The organism is Pseudomonas sp. Irchel s3h17 (genome assembly GCF_900187505.1).
Lineage (GTDB): Bacteria > Pseudomonadota > Gammaproteobacteria > Pseudomonadales > Pseudomonadaceae > Aquipseudomonas.
The window spans coordinates 86,538-101,447 of sequence record NZ_FYDL01000015.1; the positions used below are offsets into that span (position 1 = coordinate 86,538).

The 14,910-nt window shown below is 60.5% G+C and carries 14 protein-coding genes; 5 read left to right on the forward strand and 9 right to left on the reverse strand.

From position 1 onward, the window contains the following. Positions 1 to 12 precede the first annotated feature (12 nt). The 4 genes from CKW25_RS20885 to CKW25_RS20900 all read right to left on the reverse strand — a co-directional run bounded on the left by CKW25_RS20885 (position 13) and on the right by CKW25_RS20900 (position 5,233). On the reverse strand, positions 13 to 270 hold the full coding sequence (locus CKW25_RS20885) for a hypothetical protein (protein WP_095082127.1): 258 nt from the start codon (positions 268 to 270) through the stop codon (positions 13 to 15). Between the two features lie 290 nt (positions 271 to 560). Then, the gene (gshA, locus tag CKW25_RS20890; protein ID WP_095082129.1) at positions 561 to 2,144 is read right to left on the reverse strand and encodes a glutamate--cysteine ligase; all 1,584 of its coding nucleotides are present in this window, start codon (positions 2,142 to 2,144) and stop codon (positions 561 to 563) included. Positions 2,145 to 2,525: 381 nt separating this feature from the next. Continuing rightward, positions 2,526 to 2,909, reverse strand: coding sequence for a PaaI family thioesterase (locus CKW25_RS20895; protein ID WP_095082131.1), 384 nt, complete (start codon positions 2,907 to 2,909; stop codon positions 2,526 to 2,528). Then, entirely contained in the window at positions 2,909 to 5,233 is a 2,325-nt protein-coding gene (locus tag CKW25_RS20900) for a Tex family protein (protein WP_095082133.1), read from the reverse strand. Before CKW25_RS20900 ends, CKW25_RS20895 begins: the two co-directional genes overlap by 1 nt. Positions 5,234 to 5,595: 362 nt before the next feature. Here CKW25_RS20900 and ompR point away from each other — a divergent pair, with 362 nt between their 5' ends. Together ompR and CKW25_RS20910 are read left to right on the forward strand one after the other, a co-directional pair. Then, positions 5,596 to 6,336, forward strand: coding sequence for a two-component system response regulator OmpR (gene ompR / locus CKW25_RS20905; RefSeq protein ID WP_054595095.1), 741 nt, complete (start codon positions 5,596 to 5,598; stop codon positions 6,334 to 6,336). 108 nt (positions 6,337 to 6,444) lie between these two features. Next, the gene (locus CKW25_RS20910) at positions 6,445 to 7,758 is read left to right on the forward strand and encodes an ATP-binding protein (protein ID WP_095082135.1); all 1,314 of its coding nucleotides are present in this window, start codon (positions 6,445 to 6,447) and stop codon (positions 7,756 to 7,758) included. Positions 7,759 to 7,866: 108 nt separating this feature from the next. On the opposite strand, the gene rimK is transcribed toward CKW25_RS20910, so the two are convergent. Together rimK and CKW25_RS20920 are read right to left on the reverse strand one after the other, a co-directional pair. Continuing rightward, positions 7,867 to 8,772 carry a 30S ribosomal protein S6--L-glutamate ligase gene (rimK, locus tag CKW25_RS20915; RefSeq protein ID WP_095082137.1) on the reverse strand — a complete coding sequence of 302 codons (906 nt, stop codon included), beginning with the start codon at positions 8,770 to 8,772 and terminating at the stop codon, positions 7,867 to 7,869. Next, positions 8,769 to 9,191, reverse strand: coding sequence for an ATP-dependent zinc protease (locus CKW25_RS20920; protein ID WP_256578000.1), 423 nt, complete (start codon positions 9,189 to 9,191; stop codon positions 8,769 to 8,771). Before CKW25_RS20920 ends, rimK begins: the two co-directional genes overlap by 4 nt. A 280-nt stretch (positions 9,192 to 9,471) precedes the next feature. On the opposite strand from CKW25_RS20920, the gene CKW25_RS20925 reads away from it, so the two are divergent. The 3 genes from CKW25_RS20925 to CKW25_RS20935 all read left to right on the forward strand — a co-directional run bounded on the left by CKW25_RS20925 (position 9,472) and on the right by CKW25_RS20935 (position 12,699). Further along, on the forward strand, positions 9,472 to 9,879 hold the full coding sequence (locus tag CKW25_RS20925) for an RNA-binding S4 domain-containing protein (protein ID WP_095082140.1): 408 nt from the start codon (positions 9,472 to 9,474) through the stop codon (positions 9,877 to 9,879). Positions 9,880 to 10,069: 190 nt separating this feature from the next. Further along, positions 10,070 to 10,972, forward strand: a complete 903-nt coding sequence (hslO, locus tag CKW25_RS20930) for an Hsp33 family molecular chaperone HslO (protein WP_095082142.1) — start codon at positions 10,070 to 10,072, stop codon at positions 10,970 to 10,972. A 179-nt stretch (positions 10,973 to 11,151) separates the two neighbouring features. Further along, the gene (locus tag CKW25_RS20935) at positions 11,152 to 12,699 is read left to right on the forward strand and encodes a phosphoenolpyruvate carboxykinase (protein ID WP_095082144.1); all 1,548 of its coding nucleotides are present in this window, start codon (positions 11,152 to 11,154) and stop codon (positions 12,697 to 12,699) included. Positions 12,700 to 12,805: 106 nt separating this feature from the next. Here the strand turns inward: CKW25_RS20935 and CKW25_RS20940 are convergent, their stop codons facing one another. The 3 genes from CKW25_RS20940 to CKW25_RS20950 form a co-directional block, all read right to left on the reverse strand. Continuing rightward, positions 12,806 to 13,159, reverse strand: a complete 354-nt coding sequence (locus CKW25_RS20940; protein WP_095082146.1) for a DUF1493 family protein — start codon at positions 13,157 to 13,159, stop codon at positions 12,806 to 12,808. A gap of 182 nt (positions 13,160 to 13,341) precedes the next feature. Beyond that, positions 13,342 to 14,472: a hypothetical protein gene (locus tag CKW25_RS20945; protein WP_095082148.1), complete on the reverse strand. Its 1,131-nt coding sequence runs from the start codon at positions 14,470 to 14,472 to the stop codon at positions 13,342 to 13,344. Between the two features lie 65 nt (positions 14,473 to 14,537). Continuing rightward, on the reverse strand, positions 14,538 to 14,870 hold the full coding sequence (locus tag CKW25_RS20950; RefSeq protein ID WP_095082150.1) for a hypothetical protein: 333 nt from the start codon (positions 14,868 to 14,870) through the stop codon (positions 14,538 to 14,540). Between the last annotated feature and the right edge of the window lie 40 nt (positions 14,871 to 14,910).

A 14,910-nucleotide genomic window follows, 5' to 3' on the forward strand; every position in this document is an offset into this window, starting at 1 on the left:
GGGGTCGGTGGCTCAGGTGTTGCTCAAGGACATGAACAACACCAGGGCCGCCACGGGTACCGCAAACACCATGAACCCCACCATCAACTCGTTTGTCAGCGATTGCCCTGTGCTGATCATGCCGATGGCGCCGTTGATGACCGTCAGCGCCAGCCACAGGGCAACGAAGCTGTAGGTCAGGGTGTCACGGCTGAAGCCCAGTTTCTGGCCGATGAACAGCATCAACGCCAACAGGACCAGGCCGAAGGTGATGATGATCGTGGTGTGCATGGTCGCGCACTCCCGGGCTGATGGATCGTTCCTGAGCGCGAGCGTGGGAGCGATCAGGGTATGCATCGAGCATAGGTGGCGTTCAGCAAGTCAGCGCTAGAACCAGGCCACCATTGGGGGCCGGGTGTGGGTGGACAAGGCGGTCGAAGTGTTTGTGCGGGTGCGTGAATGTTGAGCGTTCCCGCGTTCGACCAGCCGTCGGGTTACCTGAAAAATGGCACATCCCCCAAGATGGTTGCGCGGTGCATCGCCCGGCGAGGGAGCAAGCTCCCTCGCCACAGGGACAGCGGTTAGTTACTGATCGCCAGAATGCTCGCCTGATACGCGCCGACAAACACGTCGAAATCACCGACTTCGTTCTGTTCAAGCTCGGTTTGCTGGGCCAGGGACGCACGGGCCAACTCTTCAAACTTCGCTTGTTCGTCAGCGGCCAGCGGTTCGCGGCGGAAGAACTCGGCGTGAGCCTGGCTCTGGCGCAAGGAGAATTGGGCGAAGCTCTCCTTGTGTTCGCTCATCGTTGCCAGCACCTGGGCGGAGGGTGTCAGGGACGAATCCTGGACCTTCGCCAGTTGCACGTCGAGGGCTTTGCTGTGGGCGTCGCCACCGTGGCTCTGGTCCAGCAATACGGCCAGCGGGGCGATGCTTTCCAGCAGTTCACAAGCCCACTCTTTCATGTCCACCGACTGACCGTCGCGTTGCAGTTGCAGGCCCGGACGGCGCCCTTCCTTGACCACACTGAGGAAGTTCGAGGTGGCGTTGCCGCAGGTAGTGCTGGTCAGCAGCGGACTTTCGTTCAGCGCGCAGTACAGCAGGAAAGCGTCGAGGAAGCGTGCTTGCGGCAGTTCGATGCCGGTGGGCAGGAACGGGTTGATGTCCAGCAGGCGCACTTCGACGTACTGGATGCCACGGGCCACCAGCGCCTGGATCGGCCGCTCACCGGTGTAGGTCACGCGTTTAGGGCGGATGTTGGAGTAGTACTCGTTTTCAATCTGCAGGATGTTGGTGTTGAGCTGGACCCACTCACCGTCCTTGTGCGTGCCGACTTCGACATACGGAGCGTAAGGTGTGGCCACCGCCCTGCGCAGGCTGTCGGTGTAGCTGTTCAAGTCGTTGTAGCACGGCGTCAACCCGGCTTGCGCGCTGCTCTGGTAACCCAGGTCGCTCATGCGCAGGCTGGTGGCGTACGGCAGGTACAGGGTGTCGGCATCCAGCTGTTCCAGCTGATGCGAACGACCGCGCAGGAAGCCGGCATCCAGGGCTGGCGAGGAACCGAACAGGTACATCAACAACCAGCTGTAACGACGGAAGTTGCGAATCAGCGCGATATAGGCCGCCGATTGATAGTCACGGTCGGTGCCAACAAAGCCATCGTCGGCCTTGAGCAGCGGCCAGAGCTTTTCCGGTAGGGAAAAGTTGTAGTGGATCCCGGCAATGCACTGCATGGTCTTGCCGTAGCGCAGGGCCAGGCCCTTGCGATACACGTACTTGAGCTGACCGATGTTGGAGGTGCCGTAGTAGGCGATCGGAATGTCTTCCTCGGCCGGCAACGGGCACGGCATCGATGGACTCCACAGGTACTCGTTGCCGAGCTTGCTGTAGGCAAAGCGGTGAATACTGTCCAGGCTCGCCAGGGTGTCGGCGGGATCTGGCAATGCCGGGGTGATGAACTCCAGCAACGACTCGGAATAGTCGGTGGTGATTTGTGCGTTGGTCAGCGCGGAACCCAATTCATCCGGGTGCGGCGTTTGCGCCAGGCGACCGTCGCCCGTCACGCGCAGGCATTCACGTTCGATGCCGTGAAGACACTGTTCGAGCAGAGAGAGGTTGGCGCGCTCACCGAGCAGAGCCAGGCGGCGGTTGAGAAGTTCGCTCAAGTTGGATTCCTTCACGCGTCAGTCGCCCCAATATGGGGGTGGGCAGGACGGTCTACAAGGGTGAAGTTGAAACTGGCGTTTTCGCCTGGTTTTTCGAGCCGCACAGGCCTGATGCCAGTCAGTCAAGGATTGATCGACGCAACCTCTGTGGGAGCGGGCTTGCTCGCGAAGAGGGCGTATCAGTTAACATGACTGTCGCCTGGCACAGCGCCTTCGCGAGTAAACCCGCTCCCACAGTATGCGCATCTTGACTGACGGGCATTAGCCGCACGGCCCCACGTTTAAATGCCAACTTCACTCCCTGAATCTGGCTGTCGCGCACGAAAAAACTTCGGCGCAGCTTTCGCAGCGCCGAAATTAACTCAAATTGATGACCGGTAGCTACAGGACAGCGAACGTGCCTTGTGCTTTTGCGACGAGTTTATCGCCTTGCATCACGTCAGCCTCGACCACCAGCGTGCGCCGGCCCGGGTGGATCACCCGCGCCGTGCACATCACCTCACCCTCGCTGACGGCGCGGATGTAGTTGATCTTGCATTCGATGGTCGCGCTCTGTTGATCAAAGCCATGCACGCTGGAACAGGCCAGCCCCATGGCAATGTCCACCAGGCTGAACAACGCTCCGCCGTGCAGCTTGCCACCGCGATTGCGCAGTTCAGGTTCGAGGGCCAGGGCAACGTGCGCCACCCCGGTTTCCAGGCTGTGCAAACGGCAACCCAGCAGTTTGAAAAACGCGCTTTCGGTCAATCCTGCCGGGATTTCCATCAGCGTTTCTTCAACTGCTTGGCGTTGGCGAACAGCGATGCCATGGCGTTGTTGCCCGGGGCTGGCGCTGCGGCTTCCTTGCGCGGTGCGGTGTTTTGCGATTGGCGTGGCGCCGAGCCCGGACGTGCGCCACGGGCGCCGTCGATCTTCTCGCCCGGGGTGTCGCTCATGCGCATCGACAGGCCAACGCGTTTGCGCGGGATGTCGACTTCCATGACCTTGACCTTGACCACGTCACCGGCTTTAACCGCCTCGCGGGGATCCTTGATGAACTTCTCGGACAGTGCGGAGATATGCACCAGGCCGTCCTGATGCACGCCGATGTCGACGAAGGCACCGAAGTTGGTCACGTTGGTCACCACGCCTTCGAGGATCATCCCCAACTGCAGGTCCTTGAGGTCCTCGACGCCTTCCTGGAACTCGGCGGTCTTGAACTCCGGGCGCGGGTCGCGGCCGGGTTTTTCCAGTTCCTGCAGGATGTCGGTCACCGTTGGCAGGCCAAAGGATTCGTCGGTGTACTTCTTCGGGTCCAGGCGCTTGAGGAAGGTGGCGTCGCCGATCAGCGAGCGGATGTCGCGGTCGGTTTCAGCGGCGATGCGCTGCACCAGCGGATAGGCTTCCGGGTGAACGGCAGACGAATCCAGCGGGTTGTCGCCGTTCATCACGCGCAGGAAGCCGGCGGCCTGTTCGAAGGTTTTTTCCCCCAGGCGTGCGACTTTCTTCAAGGCCGCGCGGGTCTTGAATGCACCATGTTCATCGCGGTGGGTCACGATGTTCTGCGCCAGGGTGGCGTTGAGGCCGGAGATACGGGCCAGCAGCGCGACGGAAGCGGTGTTCACGTCGACGCCGACGGCGTTCACGCAGTCCTCGACCACGGCATCCAGGCCGCGAGCCAGTTTCAGCTGCGACACATCGTGCTGGTACTGGCCGACACCGATGGATTTCGGATCGATCTTCACCAGTTCGGCCAGCGGATCCTGCAGGCGACGGGCAATCGACACGGCACCGCGGATCGATACGTCGAGGTCCGGGAATTCCTTGGAGGCCAGCTCCGAGGCCGAGTACACCGAAGCGCCGGCTTCGGACACCATGACCTTGGTCATTTTCATCGCCGGGTACTTCTTGATCAGGTCGGCGGCGAGTTTGTCGGTTTCACGGCTGGCGGTGCCGTTGCCGATCGCGATCAGGTCCACCGAGTGCTTGGCGCACAAGGCCGCCAGCACGGCGATGGTCTGGTCCCACTTGTTGTGTGGCACGTGCGGGTAGACCGTGGCGTGGTCGAGCATTTTGCCGGTGGAATCGACCACGGCCACCTTGCAGCCGGTACGCAGGCCCGGGTCCAGGCCCAGGGTGGCGCGAGGGCCGGCGGGAGCGGCCAGCAGCAGGTCGTGCAGGTTGTGGGCAAAAACGTTGATCGCTTCGGTCTCGGCGCCGTCACGCAGCTCGCCCAGCAGGTCGGTTTCCAGGTGGGTGTAGAGCTTGACCTTCCAGGTCCAGCGCACCACTTCGCCCAGCCATTTGTCGGCCGGGCGGTTCTGGTTGGCGATGCCGAATTGCTGGCCGATCATGCCTTCGCACGGGTGCATGGTGCCGGGCAACTCGTCGCCGACTTTCAGCGCGGAACTGAGGATGCCTTCGTTGCGGCCACGGAAGATCGCCAGGGCTCGGTGGGACGGCATGCTCTTGAGCGGTTCGTCGTGTTCGAAGTAATCGCGGAACTTGGCGCCTTCCTCTTCCTTGCCAGCAATCACGCGGGCACTGAGGGTCGCTTCCTGCTTCAGGTAGCTGCGCAGCTTGTCGAGCAGGTTGGCGTCTTCGGCGAAGCGCTCCATGAGGATGTACTTGGCGCCTTCGAGGGCCGCCTTGACGTCGGCCACGCCTTTCTCGGCATCGACGAAGCGCGCGGCTTCGGCGTCTGGCGCGAGGGTCGGGTCGTTGAACAGACCGTCGGCCAGCTCGCCGAGGCCGGCTTCCAGGGCGATCTGGCCCTTGGTGCGGCGCTTCTGCTTGTACGGCAGGTACAGGTCTTCGAGGCGGGTCTTGGTGTCGGCGAGCTTGATGTCACGCTCGAGTGCAGGGGTCAGCTTGCCTTGCTCCTGGATGCTGGCCAGGATGCTGATGCGCCGTTCGTCGAGTTCTCGCAGGTAGCGCAGGCGCTCTTCCAGGTGTCGCAACTGGATGTCATCGAGGCTGCCGGTCACTTCTTTCCGGTAGCGGGCGATGAAGGGCACCGTGGAGCCTTCATCGAGTAGCGCGACGGCCGCTTCGACCTGTTGTGGGCGTACACCGAGTTCCTCGGCGATGCGGCTGTTGATGCTGTCCATAAAACCACCTGACAAATTGTGAAAGCAGGCTCGCGGGCACAGTAATCAGGGCCCGGCGAGTCTGGTTGAGCGGCCTGGCCTGCACCGCCACCTGGATCAAAAGGCATCCCATTGACCCGTGGAATCGAAAAATTACTGCGCGGCGATGAAAAATAAACAGTTGCCATACGCGGTAACGATCAGAAGTTGCCTGACACAAAAGGCCGCGCATTATAACCAGCGTTCCGAGCTTCGGGGGGTATCGCAGCCAGTAGGCACAATGCCTGTATTGCTGGCGGTAGAGGAAAAATCTGCTAACAATGCACACGGTGCGTATAACGGCAGCTACGCCATAATGCGCGCCGAGATCAAAGGAGCATCCAATGAGCAGCACTGCACAAACTGCTGAAGGCGAAAAAATTCTTATCGTTGACGACGATCCAGGGCTCAGCAGCCTGCTGGAACGTTTTTTCGTCAGCAAGGGCTACCGTGCCCGCGCCGTACCGAACACCGAACAGATGGATCGCCTGCTGGCGCGTGAAGTGTTCAACCTGGTCGTCCTCGACCTGATGCTGCCCGGCGAAGACGGCCTGACCGCCTGCCGCCGCCTGCGTGGCGCGAACAACCAGATTCCGATCATCATGCTCACCGCCAAGGGCGATGAACTGAGCCGTATCAAGGGCCTCGAACTGGGCGCCGACGATTACCTGGCCAAGCCGTTCAATCCGGACGAGCTGATGGCACGCGTCAAGGCGGTCCTGCGTCGTCAATCGGCTCCGGTGCCAGGCGCACCGGGCAGCGAAGACGAAAGCGTGACCTTCGGGGATTACGAGTTGTCGTTGGCGACTCGCGAGCTCAAGCGCGGCGACGAAGTCCACATGCTCACCACCGGTGAGTTCGCGGTCCTCAAGGCACTGGTGATGAACGCCCGTCAGCCACTGACCCGCGACAAGCTGATGAACCTGGCCCGTGGTCGCGAGTGGGATGCACTGGAGCGTTCCATCGACGTACAGATCTCTCGCCTGCGCCGGATGATCGAGCCGGACCCTTCGAAACCACGGTACATCCAGACAGTCTGGGGCGTGGGTTACGTGTTCGTTCCAGACGGCACCGCGACCAAGTAACCGGTGATTTGCAGGAACGTGTCAGCCGGATAAGGCATTATCCGGTTGATTCGCGATCCGCAATTCTGCGAGTCTGACTCGTTCCTGCAAAGTGTGTAGCTGTCGTCTATGAAAACCCCCGTGTGGTTCCCCCAGAGTTTCTTCTCCCGCACCCTTTGGCTGGTGCTGATTGTCGTGCTGTTTTCCAAGGCGCTGACCCTGGTTTATCTGTTGATGAACGAGGACGTGCTGGTGGATCGTCAATACAGCCACGGTGTTGCCCTGACCTTGCGCGCCTACTGGGCCGCCGATGAAGAGAACCGAGACAAGATCGCCAATGACGTCGGATTGATCCGCGTGGTGGGCGCTGGGGTTCCCGATGGCGAACAACACTGGCCCTACAGTGAAATCTACCAGCGACAGATGCAGGCCGAACTGGGCGGCGACACGGAAGTGCGCCTGCGCATGCACGCGCCACCGGCGTTGTGGGTGAAGGCGCCGAGCCTGGGGGATGGCTGGCTGAAAGTGCCGCTGTACCCGCACCCGTTGCGTGGCCAGAAAATCTGGAGCGTGCTCGGCTGGTTCCTCGCCATTGGTTTGCTCTCCACTGCTTCGGCGTGGATATTCGTCAGTCAGCTCAATCAGCCGCTCAAGCGCCTGGTCGATGCCGCCAGGCAACTGGGGCAGGGCCGCAGCGTGCGGCTGCCGATCAGCGACACACCCAGTGAGATGGCCGAGGTGTATCGCGCCTTCAATCAGATGGCCGAGGACGTCGAACAGGCGGGGCGCGAGCGCGAGTTGATGCTGGCGGGCGTCTCCCACGACCTGCGCACACCCTTGACCCGCTTGCGCCTGTCGCTGGAGCTGATGGGTAACCGCAGCGACCTGACCGACGACATGGTGCGCGACATCGAGGACATGGACGCGATTCTCGACCAGTTCCTGGCGTTCATTCGCGATGGTCGTGACGAATCGGTGGAAGCCGTCGACCTGAGTGATCTGGTGCGTGAAGTAGCGGCGCCGTTCAACCAGAACGAGGAGCGGGTGCGCTTGCGCCTGGAACCGATCCAGCCGTTCCCGTTGCGTCGGGTCTCGATGAAGCGGCTGCTGAACAATCTGATCGGTAACGCCTTGAATCACGCTGGTAGCGATGTCGAGGTGGCGGCCTATGTCTCGGGCGATGTCAGCGCGCCCTACGTGGTGCTGAGCGTCATGGACCGCGGGGCCGGCATCGATCCGTCGGAGCTGGAAGCGATCTTCAATCCCTTCACCCGTGGCGACCGTGCCCGGGGCGGTAAAGGAACGGGGTTGGGCCTGGCCATCGTCAAGCGGATTGCCTCGATGCATGGCGGCAACGTCGAGCTGCGCAACCGTACCGGTGGAGGCCTGGAAGCGCGGGTGAGACTGCCGTTGGGGCTGATGTTGCCAAGAGACGCCGTCTAACCGCCGAGGGTGATCCATGTGGCGAGGGAGCTTGCTCCCGCTGGAGGCCGAAGGACTCCTTGTCCCGACAGCGGCAAGCTCTCCAGTCACATGGGTGATCGGCCTGTCTCAGCCTTTCCCCTTGGTCCGCGTCATGTTCGGCCCGCCGTTCTTCTCCAGGTGCTGAATGATGATCCCCGCCACGTCCTTGTTGGTGGTGGTTTCAATCCCTTCCAGGCCCGGTGATGAGTTCACCTCCATCACCAGTGGCCCGTGGTTGGAACGCAGGATGTCCACGCCCGCGACCGCCAGGCCCATGACCTTGGCCGCACGCAATGCCGTCATGCGCTCTTCCGGAGTGATCTTGATCAGGCTGGCGCTGCCGCCCCGGTGCAGGTTGGAGCGGAACTCGCCGGGCTTGGCCTGGCGCTTCATCGCGGCAATCACCTTGTCGCCGACCACGAAGCAGCGAATGTCCGCGCCGCCGGCTTCCTTGATGTACTCCTGAACCATGATGTTCTGCTTGAGGCCCATGAACGCCTCGATCACGGACTCTGCCGCGGTGGCCGTTTCACACAGCACCACGCCAATGCCCTGGGTGCCTTCCAGCACTTTGATCACCAGCGGCGCGCCGTTGACCATGTCGATCAGGTCGGGAATGTCGTCCGGGGAGTGGGCAAAGCCGGTGACCGGCAAACCGATGCCACGGCGTGACAGCAGTTGCAGCGAGCGCAGTTTGTCCCGCGAGCGGGCGATGGCCACCGACTCGTTGAGCGGGAACACACCCATCATTTCGAACTGGCGCAACACCGCGCAGCCATAAAACGTCACCGAAGCGCCGATTCGCGGGATCACCGCGTCAAAGCCTTCCAGTGGTTTGCCCCGATAGTGGATCTGCGGCTTATGACTGGCGATGTTCATATAGGCGCGCAGGGTATCGATCACCACCATCTCATGGCCGCGTTCGGTCCCGGCTTCAACCAAACGACGAGTGGAATACAGACGCGGGTTTCGCGACAGCACAGCGATCTTCATGCAACACCTGTGGAGAAGGTAGTGGAGGCCGGGAACACCGGCTTGTCTTGAACGTATTTGATCCCTGGGTTGACGACCAACTGGCCGTCGATCAGGGCTTTGGAACCGAGTAACAGGCGATAACGCATGGACTTGCGGCAGGCAAGCGTGAACTCGACCCGCCAGACCCGGTCGCCAAGCGCCAGGGTGGTGCTGATCACGTAGCGCACCTGCGCCTGGCCATTGGAGCTCTTAATGGTTTTGCGCGTCACCAGCGGTGCTTCGCAGCGGCGGTGACGCAATTGCACCACCGTGCCCAGGTGCGCGGTAAAACGCACCCACTTCTCACCGTCGCGCTCGAACGGCTCGATATCGGTGGCGTGCAGGCTGGAGGTGCTGGCACCGGTGTCGATTTTCGCCCGCAGGCCCGCGACTCCCAGGCCGGGAAGCGCCACCCACTCGCGCAGACCCACAACGGTCAAATGGTCAAATGTCTTCAAATGTACTCAGCCGGTGAGAAAACCGCTCGTACCGCGATGCGGTCGAATGTGCAGTATTCACGCAGAATAGTGGTTAAAAGGCGACAGATATCTACAGCCCGGATTTCCGGTACTCGGGTGCAGCCCGAGGACGTCGCGCATTGTAAGCTGACCGGGTGAAATTCATGGCACGACAGAAACGGTAGTACAGTTCGGAAATATTTCAGAATGAGGAAATGCCATGGCACAAAAAACCGAAGAGGACGACAAAGTCCGTCTCGACAAGTGGTTGTGGGCGGCGCGATTCTACAAAACACGCGCGCTGGCCAAGGCCGCCATCGAGAGCGGCAAAGTGCATTGTCGGGGTGAGCGTTGCAAGCCGGGCAAGGAGCCGAGAATCGGTGACGAGTTCCAGATCCGGGCCGGTTTCGACGAGCGCACGGTGGTGGTCCAGGCGCTGTCGATCGTGCGTCGTGGTGCCCCCGAGGCCCAGGCATTGTACGTCGAGACCCCGGCCAGTATCGCCAAGCGCGAAAACGCCGCAGCCCTGCGCAAGGCCGGCGCCCTGGGTGTCAGCACCGACGGCAAGCCGAGCAAGAAACAGCGCCGCGACCTGTTCAAGTTCCATGGTGGGAATGCGGCGGAGTAACCTGGTCCCGGTAGCGTTATCGGGACTCAATGGCAGCGCATCCATCGGTCGAGCGTCCAACCTTGCTTGGAACGGACCCCGATTGTTCATAAAATGCCCCCCACGGTTGAAAATCACGCACCCAGAGGGTGCGGGTTGGTGATTTCCGGCCCTCGTACTTATTTTGTCATCACTTCAGATACCCAGACCTATGACTGATCTACCGGATACCGACTACACCCAACGCTTCATCTTCGATGACAGCGATACCCGCGGCGAGCTGGTGGCGTTGGAGCGTAGCTACGCCGAAGTCCTCGCCAAGCACCCCTATCCGGAGCCGGTAGCTCAGTTGCTCGGCGAGTTGATGGCGGCCGCGGCGCTGCTGGTCGGCACCTTGAAGTTCGATGGCTTGCTGATCCTTCAGGCGCGCTCCGAAGGCCCGGTGCCACTGCTGATGATCGAATGCTCGAGCGCGCGCGAAATTCGCGGCCTGGCCCGTTATGAGGCGGACAAGATCGCCCCTGACGCGACCCTGGCCGACCTGATGCCCAACGGTGTCCTGGCGCTGACCGTCGACCCGACCCAGGGCCAGCGCTATCAGGGCATCGTCGACCTCGACGGCGCGACCCTGTCGGAATGCTTCACCAACTATTTCGTCATGTCCCAACAAGTGGGCACGCGTTTCTGGCTGCACGCCGATGGCCGTCGCGCCCGTGGCCTGCTGCTGCAACAACTGCCGGCCGACCGCCTGAAAGATGAAGAAGAACGCGCCGCCAGCTGGCAGCACATCACCGCGCTGGGCAGCACCCTGACCGCCGATGAACTGCTGAGCCTGGACAACGAAACCGTGTTGCACCGCCTCTATCACGAGGAGCAGGTCCGTCTGTTCGACGTGCAGAAACTGCGCTTCCATTGCAGTTGCTCCCGTGAACGCTCCGGTAACGCGTTGGTCAGCCTAGGTCAGGACGATGCTCAGAAGTTGGTGCTTGAGCACGGTGGCGCGATCGAGATCGACTGCCAGTTCTGCAATGAGCGTTATCTGTTCGACGCGGCCGATATCACTCAATTGTTCGCCGGAGCGGGTGTCGATACGCCGTCAGATACTCGTCACTAAAACGTTTCAGCGCAGGTAAATTAACTGCCAAATGCCGGTATAACGCCGTCCTGACGGGAGGGCCCTACTTTTTTTGGGCGTTTCTGGCATAATCCGGCCCACTTTTTTCGCGGTAGTAGTGCAGGACTTTCTACTACAAAACGTTTGGAGCACTCGGCCACTGGCCGACGGGGAACCTCATGACGCAAGCCAATAACGCCGTGTACACCGATCTGAGTGTTGATGATCTGGTTAAAGAAGCCCTGAATCGCGGTGAAGGCGAGCTTGCCGATACCGGCGCGCTGGTTGTTCGCACCGGTCACCGCACCGGCCGCTCGCCCGCTGACCGTTTCATTGTTGAAGAGCCAGGCACTCAGGACGCAATCGCCTGGGGCACGATCAACCGCAAGTTCCCAGCCGACAAGTTCGATGCCCTGTGGAGCCGCGTTGAAGCCTTTATCGGCGAACGCGAGCGTTTCGTTTCCCACGTGCATGTAGGTTCCGACCCTGCACACTACCTGCCGGTCAAGATGACCACCGGTACTGCCTGGCACAACCTGTTCGGCCGTTGCCTGTTCATCAACCCGGAAGCTGGCCAGTACAACGCGGGCGGCAAGGGCGAGTGGCAGATCCTCAACGTTCCAGAGTTCGAATGCGTACCTGAGCGTGACGGCACCAACTCCGACGGCACCGTGATCATCAACTTCGCGGCCAAGAAAGTGCTGATCGCGGGCATGCGTTACGCCGGCGAAATGAAAAAGGCCCTGTTCTCGGTTCAGAACTTCCTGCTGCCAGCAGTCGACGTTCTGCCGATGCACTGCGCGGCCAACATGGGCGAAGAGGGCGACGTGACCCTGTTCTTCGGCCTGTCGGGTACCGGTAAGACCACCCTGTCGGCTGACGAAAGCCGTTACCTGATCGGTGACGACGAGCACGGCTGGGGCGTGGGCGTGGTGTTCAACATCGAAGGCGGTTGCTATGCCAAGTGCATCGACCTCTCGGAGAAGAACGAGCCGGTGATCTGGAAAGCCATCCAGCACGGCGCGGTACTGGAAAACGTCGTCCTGGATGCCAACAAAAAGGCCGACTACGCCGACGACAGCCTGACCCAGAACAGCCGCGCCGCTTACCCGCGCGAACTGATCGAAAAACGCGCACCGAAGAACCTCGGTGGCGAGCCAAACGCTGTGATCTTCCTGACTTGCGACCTGACCGGCGTACTGCCGCCTGTGTCGATCCTCAGCGAAGAACAAGCGGCCTACCACTTCCTGTCTGGCTACACCGCACTGGTGGGCTCGACTGAAATGGGTTCGGGCAGCGGCATCAAGTCGACCTTCTCCACCTGCTTCGGCGCACCGTTCTTCCCGCGTCCGGCTGGCGAATACGCAGAGCTGCTGATCAAGCGCATCCGCGGCTTCGGCTCCAAGGTCTACCTGGTCAACACCGGCTGGACCGGCGGTGGCTACGGTGTTGGCAACCGCTTCAACATCCCGACCACTCGTGGCGTGATCGCAGCGATCCAGAGCGGCGCGTTGATCGGTGCCGAGACCGAGCACCTGGACACCATCAACCTCGACGTGCCACTGGCCGTACCGGGTGTTGAGACTGGCCTGCTGAACCCACGCAACACCTGGGCTGACAAAGCCGCCTACGACGAAGCCGCCAAGGCACTGGCCGGCCTGTTCACCGAGAACTTCAAGAAGTTCGACGTGAGCGACGCGATCAAGGCTGCGGGTCCTCAGTTGTAAGTGTTGGTTTGATGCAATGAGAAAGCCGCCCTTCGGGGCGGCTTTTGTGTGTGCGATTGAGCCTGCTCCTCAGGTTTACAGGTCAACACGAACGGCACAGCGGACGCTACAGGCCTTCGAGTACCTGCGTGTCCCAGCGTTGGGCCTTGATGGCCTGGTAGAGCATGCCGATCGTCAGCGGGAGCTTGTCGCCTCGCCCCTTGGCCCTGCGCTTGAGGAACACATCGTAGCCTTCGGGGTGGAAGTAGCGATAGGCGTCGTAGTCGATCAAATCGATGGCGAACTGCTCTTCCAGGGTTTCCATCAGGTTCCGCGCATCAGCGCCGTCGCAGCCAAGATCGAAGTTGATCGAGGTGCCGAGGTTGATGGCTTTGCGTTCGGGCAGGCCGAGTTCTTCGTGCAAAAGCTGCATGAGCGACTGCATGGCAAGGTCGTCGGGGAAATTGGGGGCGAGGTTCATCGGTCAGTGTCCGGTTGGAGATGCGCGGATCTTATTGCTCGTCAGGCTTGGGTGGAAGAGCGGGGCAGGCTGCTGACGGGATCAAGCGTGTAAGGCCGTGGTTGCAATCCGTTGTCTCGCGTGTGGAGGTCGATCATTCCCGCGCCGGGCCTGGGAATGATCAGTGAGTGCACTGTCGAACATCAACGAATCGCTAGGTAACTCGATTCATTAAACGTCAGGCTCGCGCCAAGTCCCGCCGCAGGCTGCATCCCGGCGCCCTTGATTGACGAAAAGGCAGTGCCTTTGCTGCCATGGGAGACAGAGCGCTCGCCCTGTTCTTGTTCGATGAAGTAGGTGTAGGACTCTTTGCGCATGAGCATGTATTGGGCATCGGCGTCTTTCAGGGTGTTGTGGTAGTTCTCAAGGTCGGGGATCGACAGGTTGAGTTTCTTGTCCAGTTTCCCTCCCCAACGGGTCAGGCAGGTTTCGGCGAAGTGGCGAACGATCAGGCCGGGCTCCGGCAGTACGCTCGGGCCTTTTATGCCATTGGCGCTGGCGTTGCCGACCAAGGTGCCATGGCGGCCCGCCATGGGGTAGATGTGGGTCCTGGTGCTGCTGTGGGTCAGTGGGACGACGCAGGAAAATCCTTTGGAGCGTTCGTCACGGGCAAAGAAACCGACATACTCTTTGACGTTGGCGCCGAGTGTTACGCGCTCGGTTTGAAAGTTGAGTGGGCCGGGTACCGGGTCAACGGCGAAGATATTAACCGGAACATTTTTCAGGTCGCGATCATTGAGCATCATGTTGGCCAGCATGTGACAACTTATGGCGCCCCGGCTCCAACCCACAAGATTGACTTGGGCAGGAATTATCCCATCCTTGCGGAACGTCTTGATGATTTGTTCCTGTAACTGCTGCTGGGTGACTGTTCGGTCACCGTAGTTGTATTTACGCCAGAACCAGGAACCCTCCACGTTGACATCTTCAATGGGAACGCCGGCGGCCTTCAGGCGCTTGTATTCCTGCTCTGTAAGTTCGACCCGCTTCCAGGAGCACGTGCCTTTGACGATTTGCAGGGCGTGCCTGACGTTTTCTTCCCAGCCTTTGCCGAACAGGCTCCCCGACATGCCATAGTCTTCGGATTTGTAGAACAGTTCATCGGCCTGCAGGTTGCCGGTACCGGGGCCATCCACCAGGATCCACTCGGAAAACTCTCGACTGAGCTCATGGGATGCCAGTGTTGAAACAAGTTCTCCATTCCAGTAGGTGTCATTAGTGTTGTCGAATTTAGTCGAGCCAGTGCCACAAAAGTATACGGTTAGTATTGTCATGGTGGTGCCTTTATATAATTAATCAGTTGGCAGGTTAGTTGTGATTAATTAAGTGTTAAAGGCGATTAGTGTTGCGGGGTTTGTGGGGTGTTGTATGGAATGTTTGTGGGTTTCTTTATTCCTCCCATCCGCTGCTGAACGACCTCGAGCAAATCGTTGCCATCCTGTGTCAGCAGGTAAAGTGCGTTGACGATATGCGGGATATCTTTGATGTCCGCCTGGTTGAAGCACAGGCAATAGAGGGTTTCGAGCAGGTCGCTGGCGGCGCGGATGCGTTGTTGGGTGGCGTCGAGCAGGGCTTGGGGCGTGGCATGAGTGTCGATCACCAGTACGGGTGTGTCGCCGCAAGTGGTTTTCAGCGGACGGTAACGCTCGGTCATCGGAGAGAGGGTATTCATGGGATCAGTCCAGTACGCGTTCGCGAAGTCGCCCGGCGGG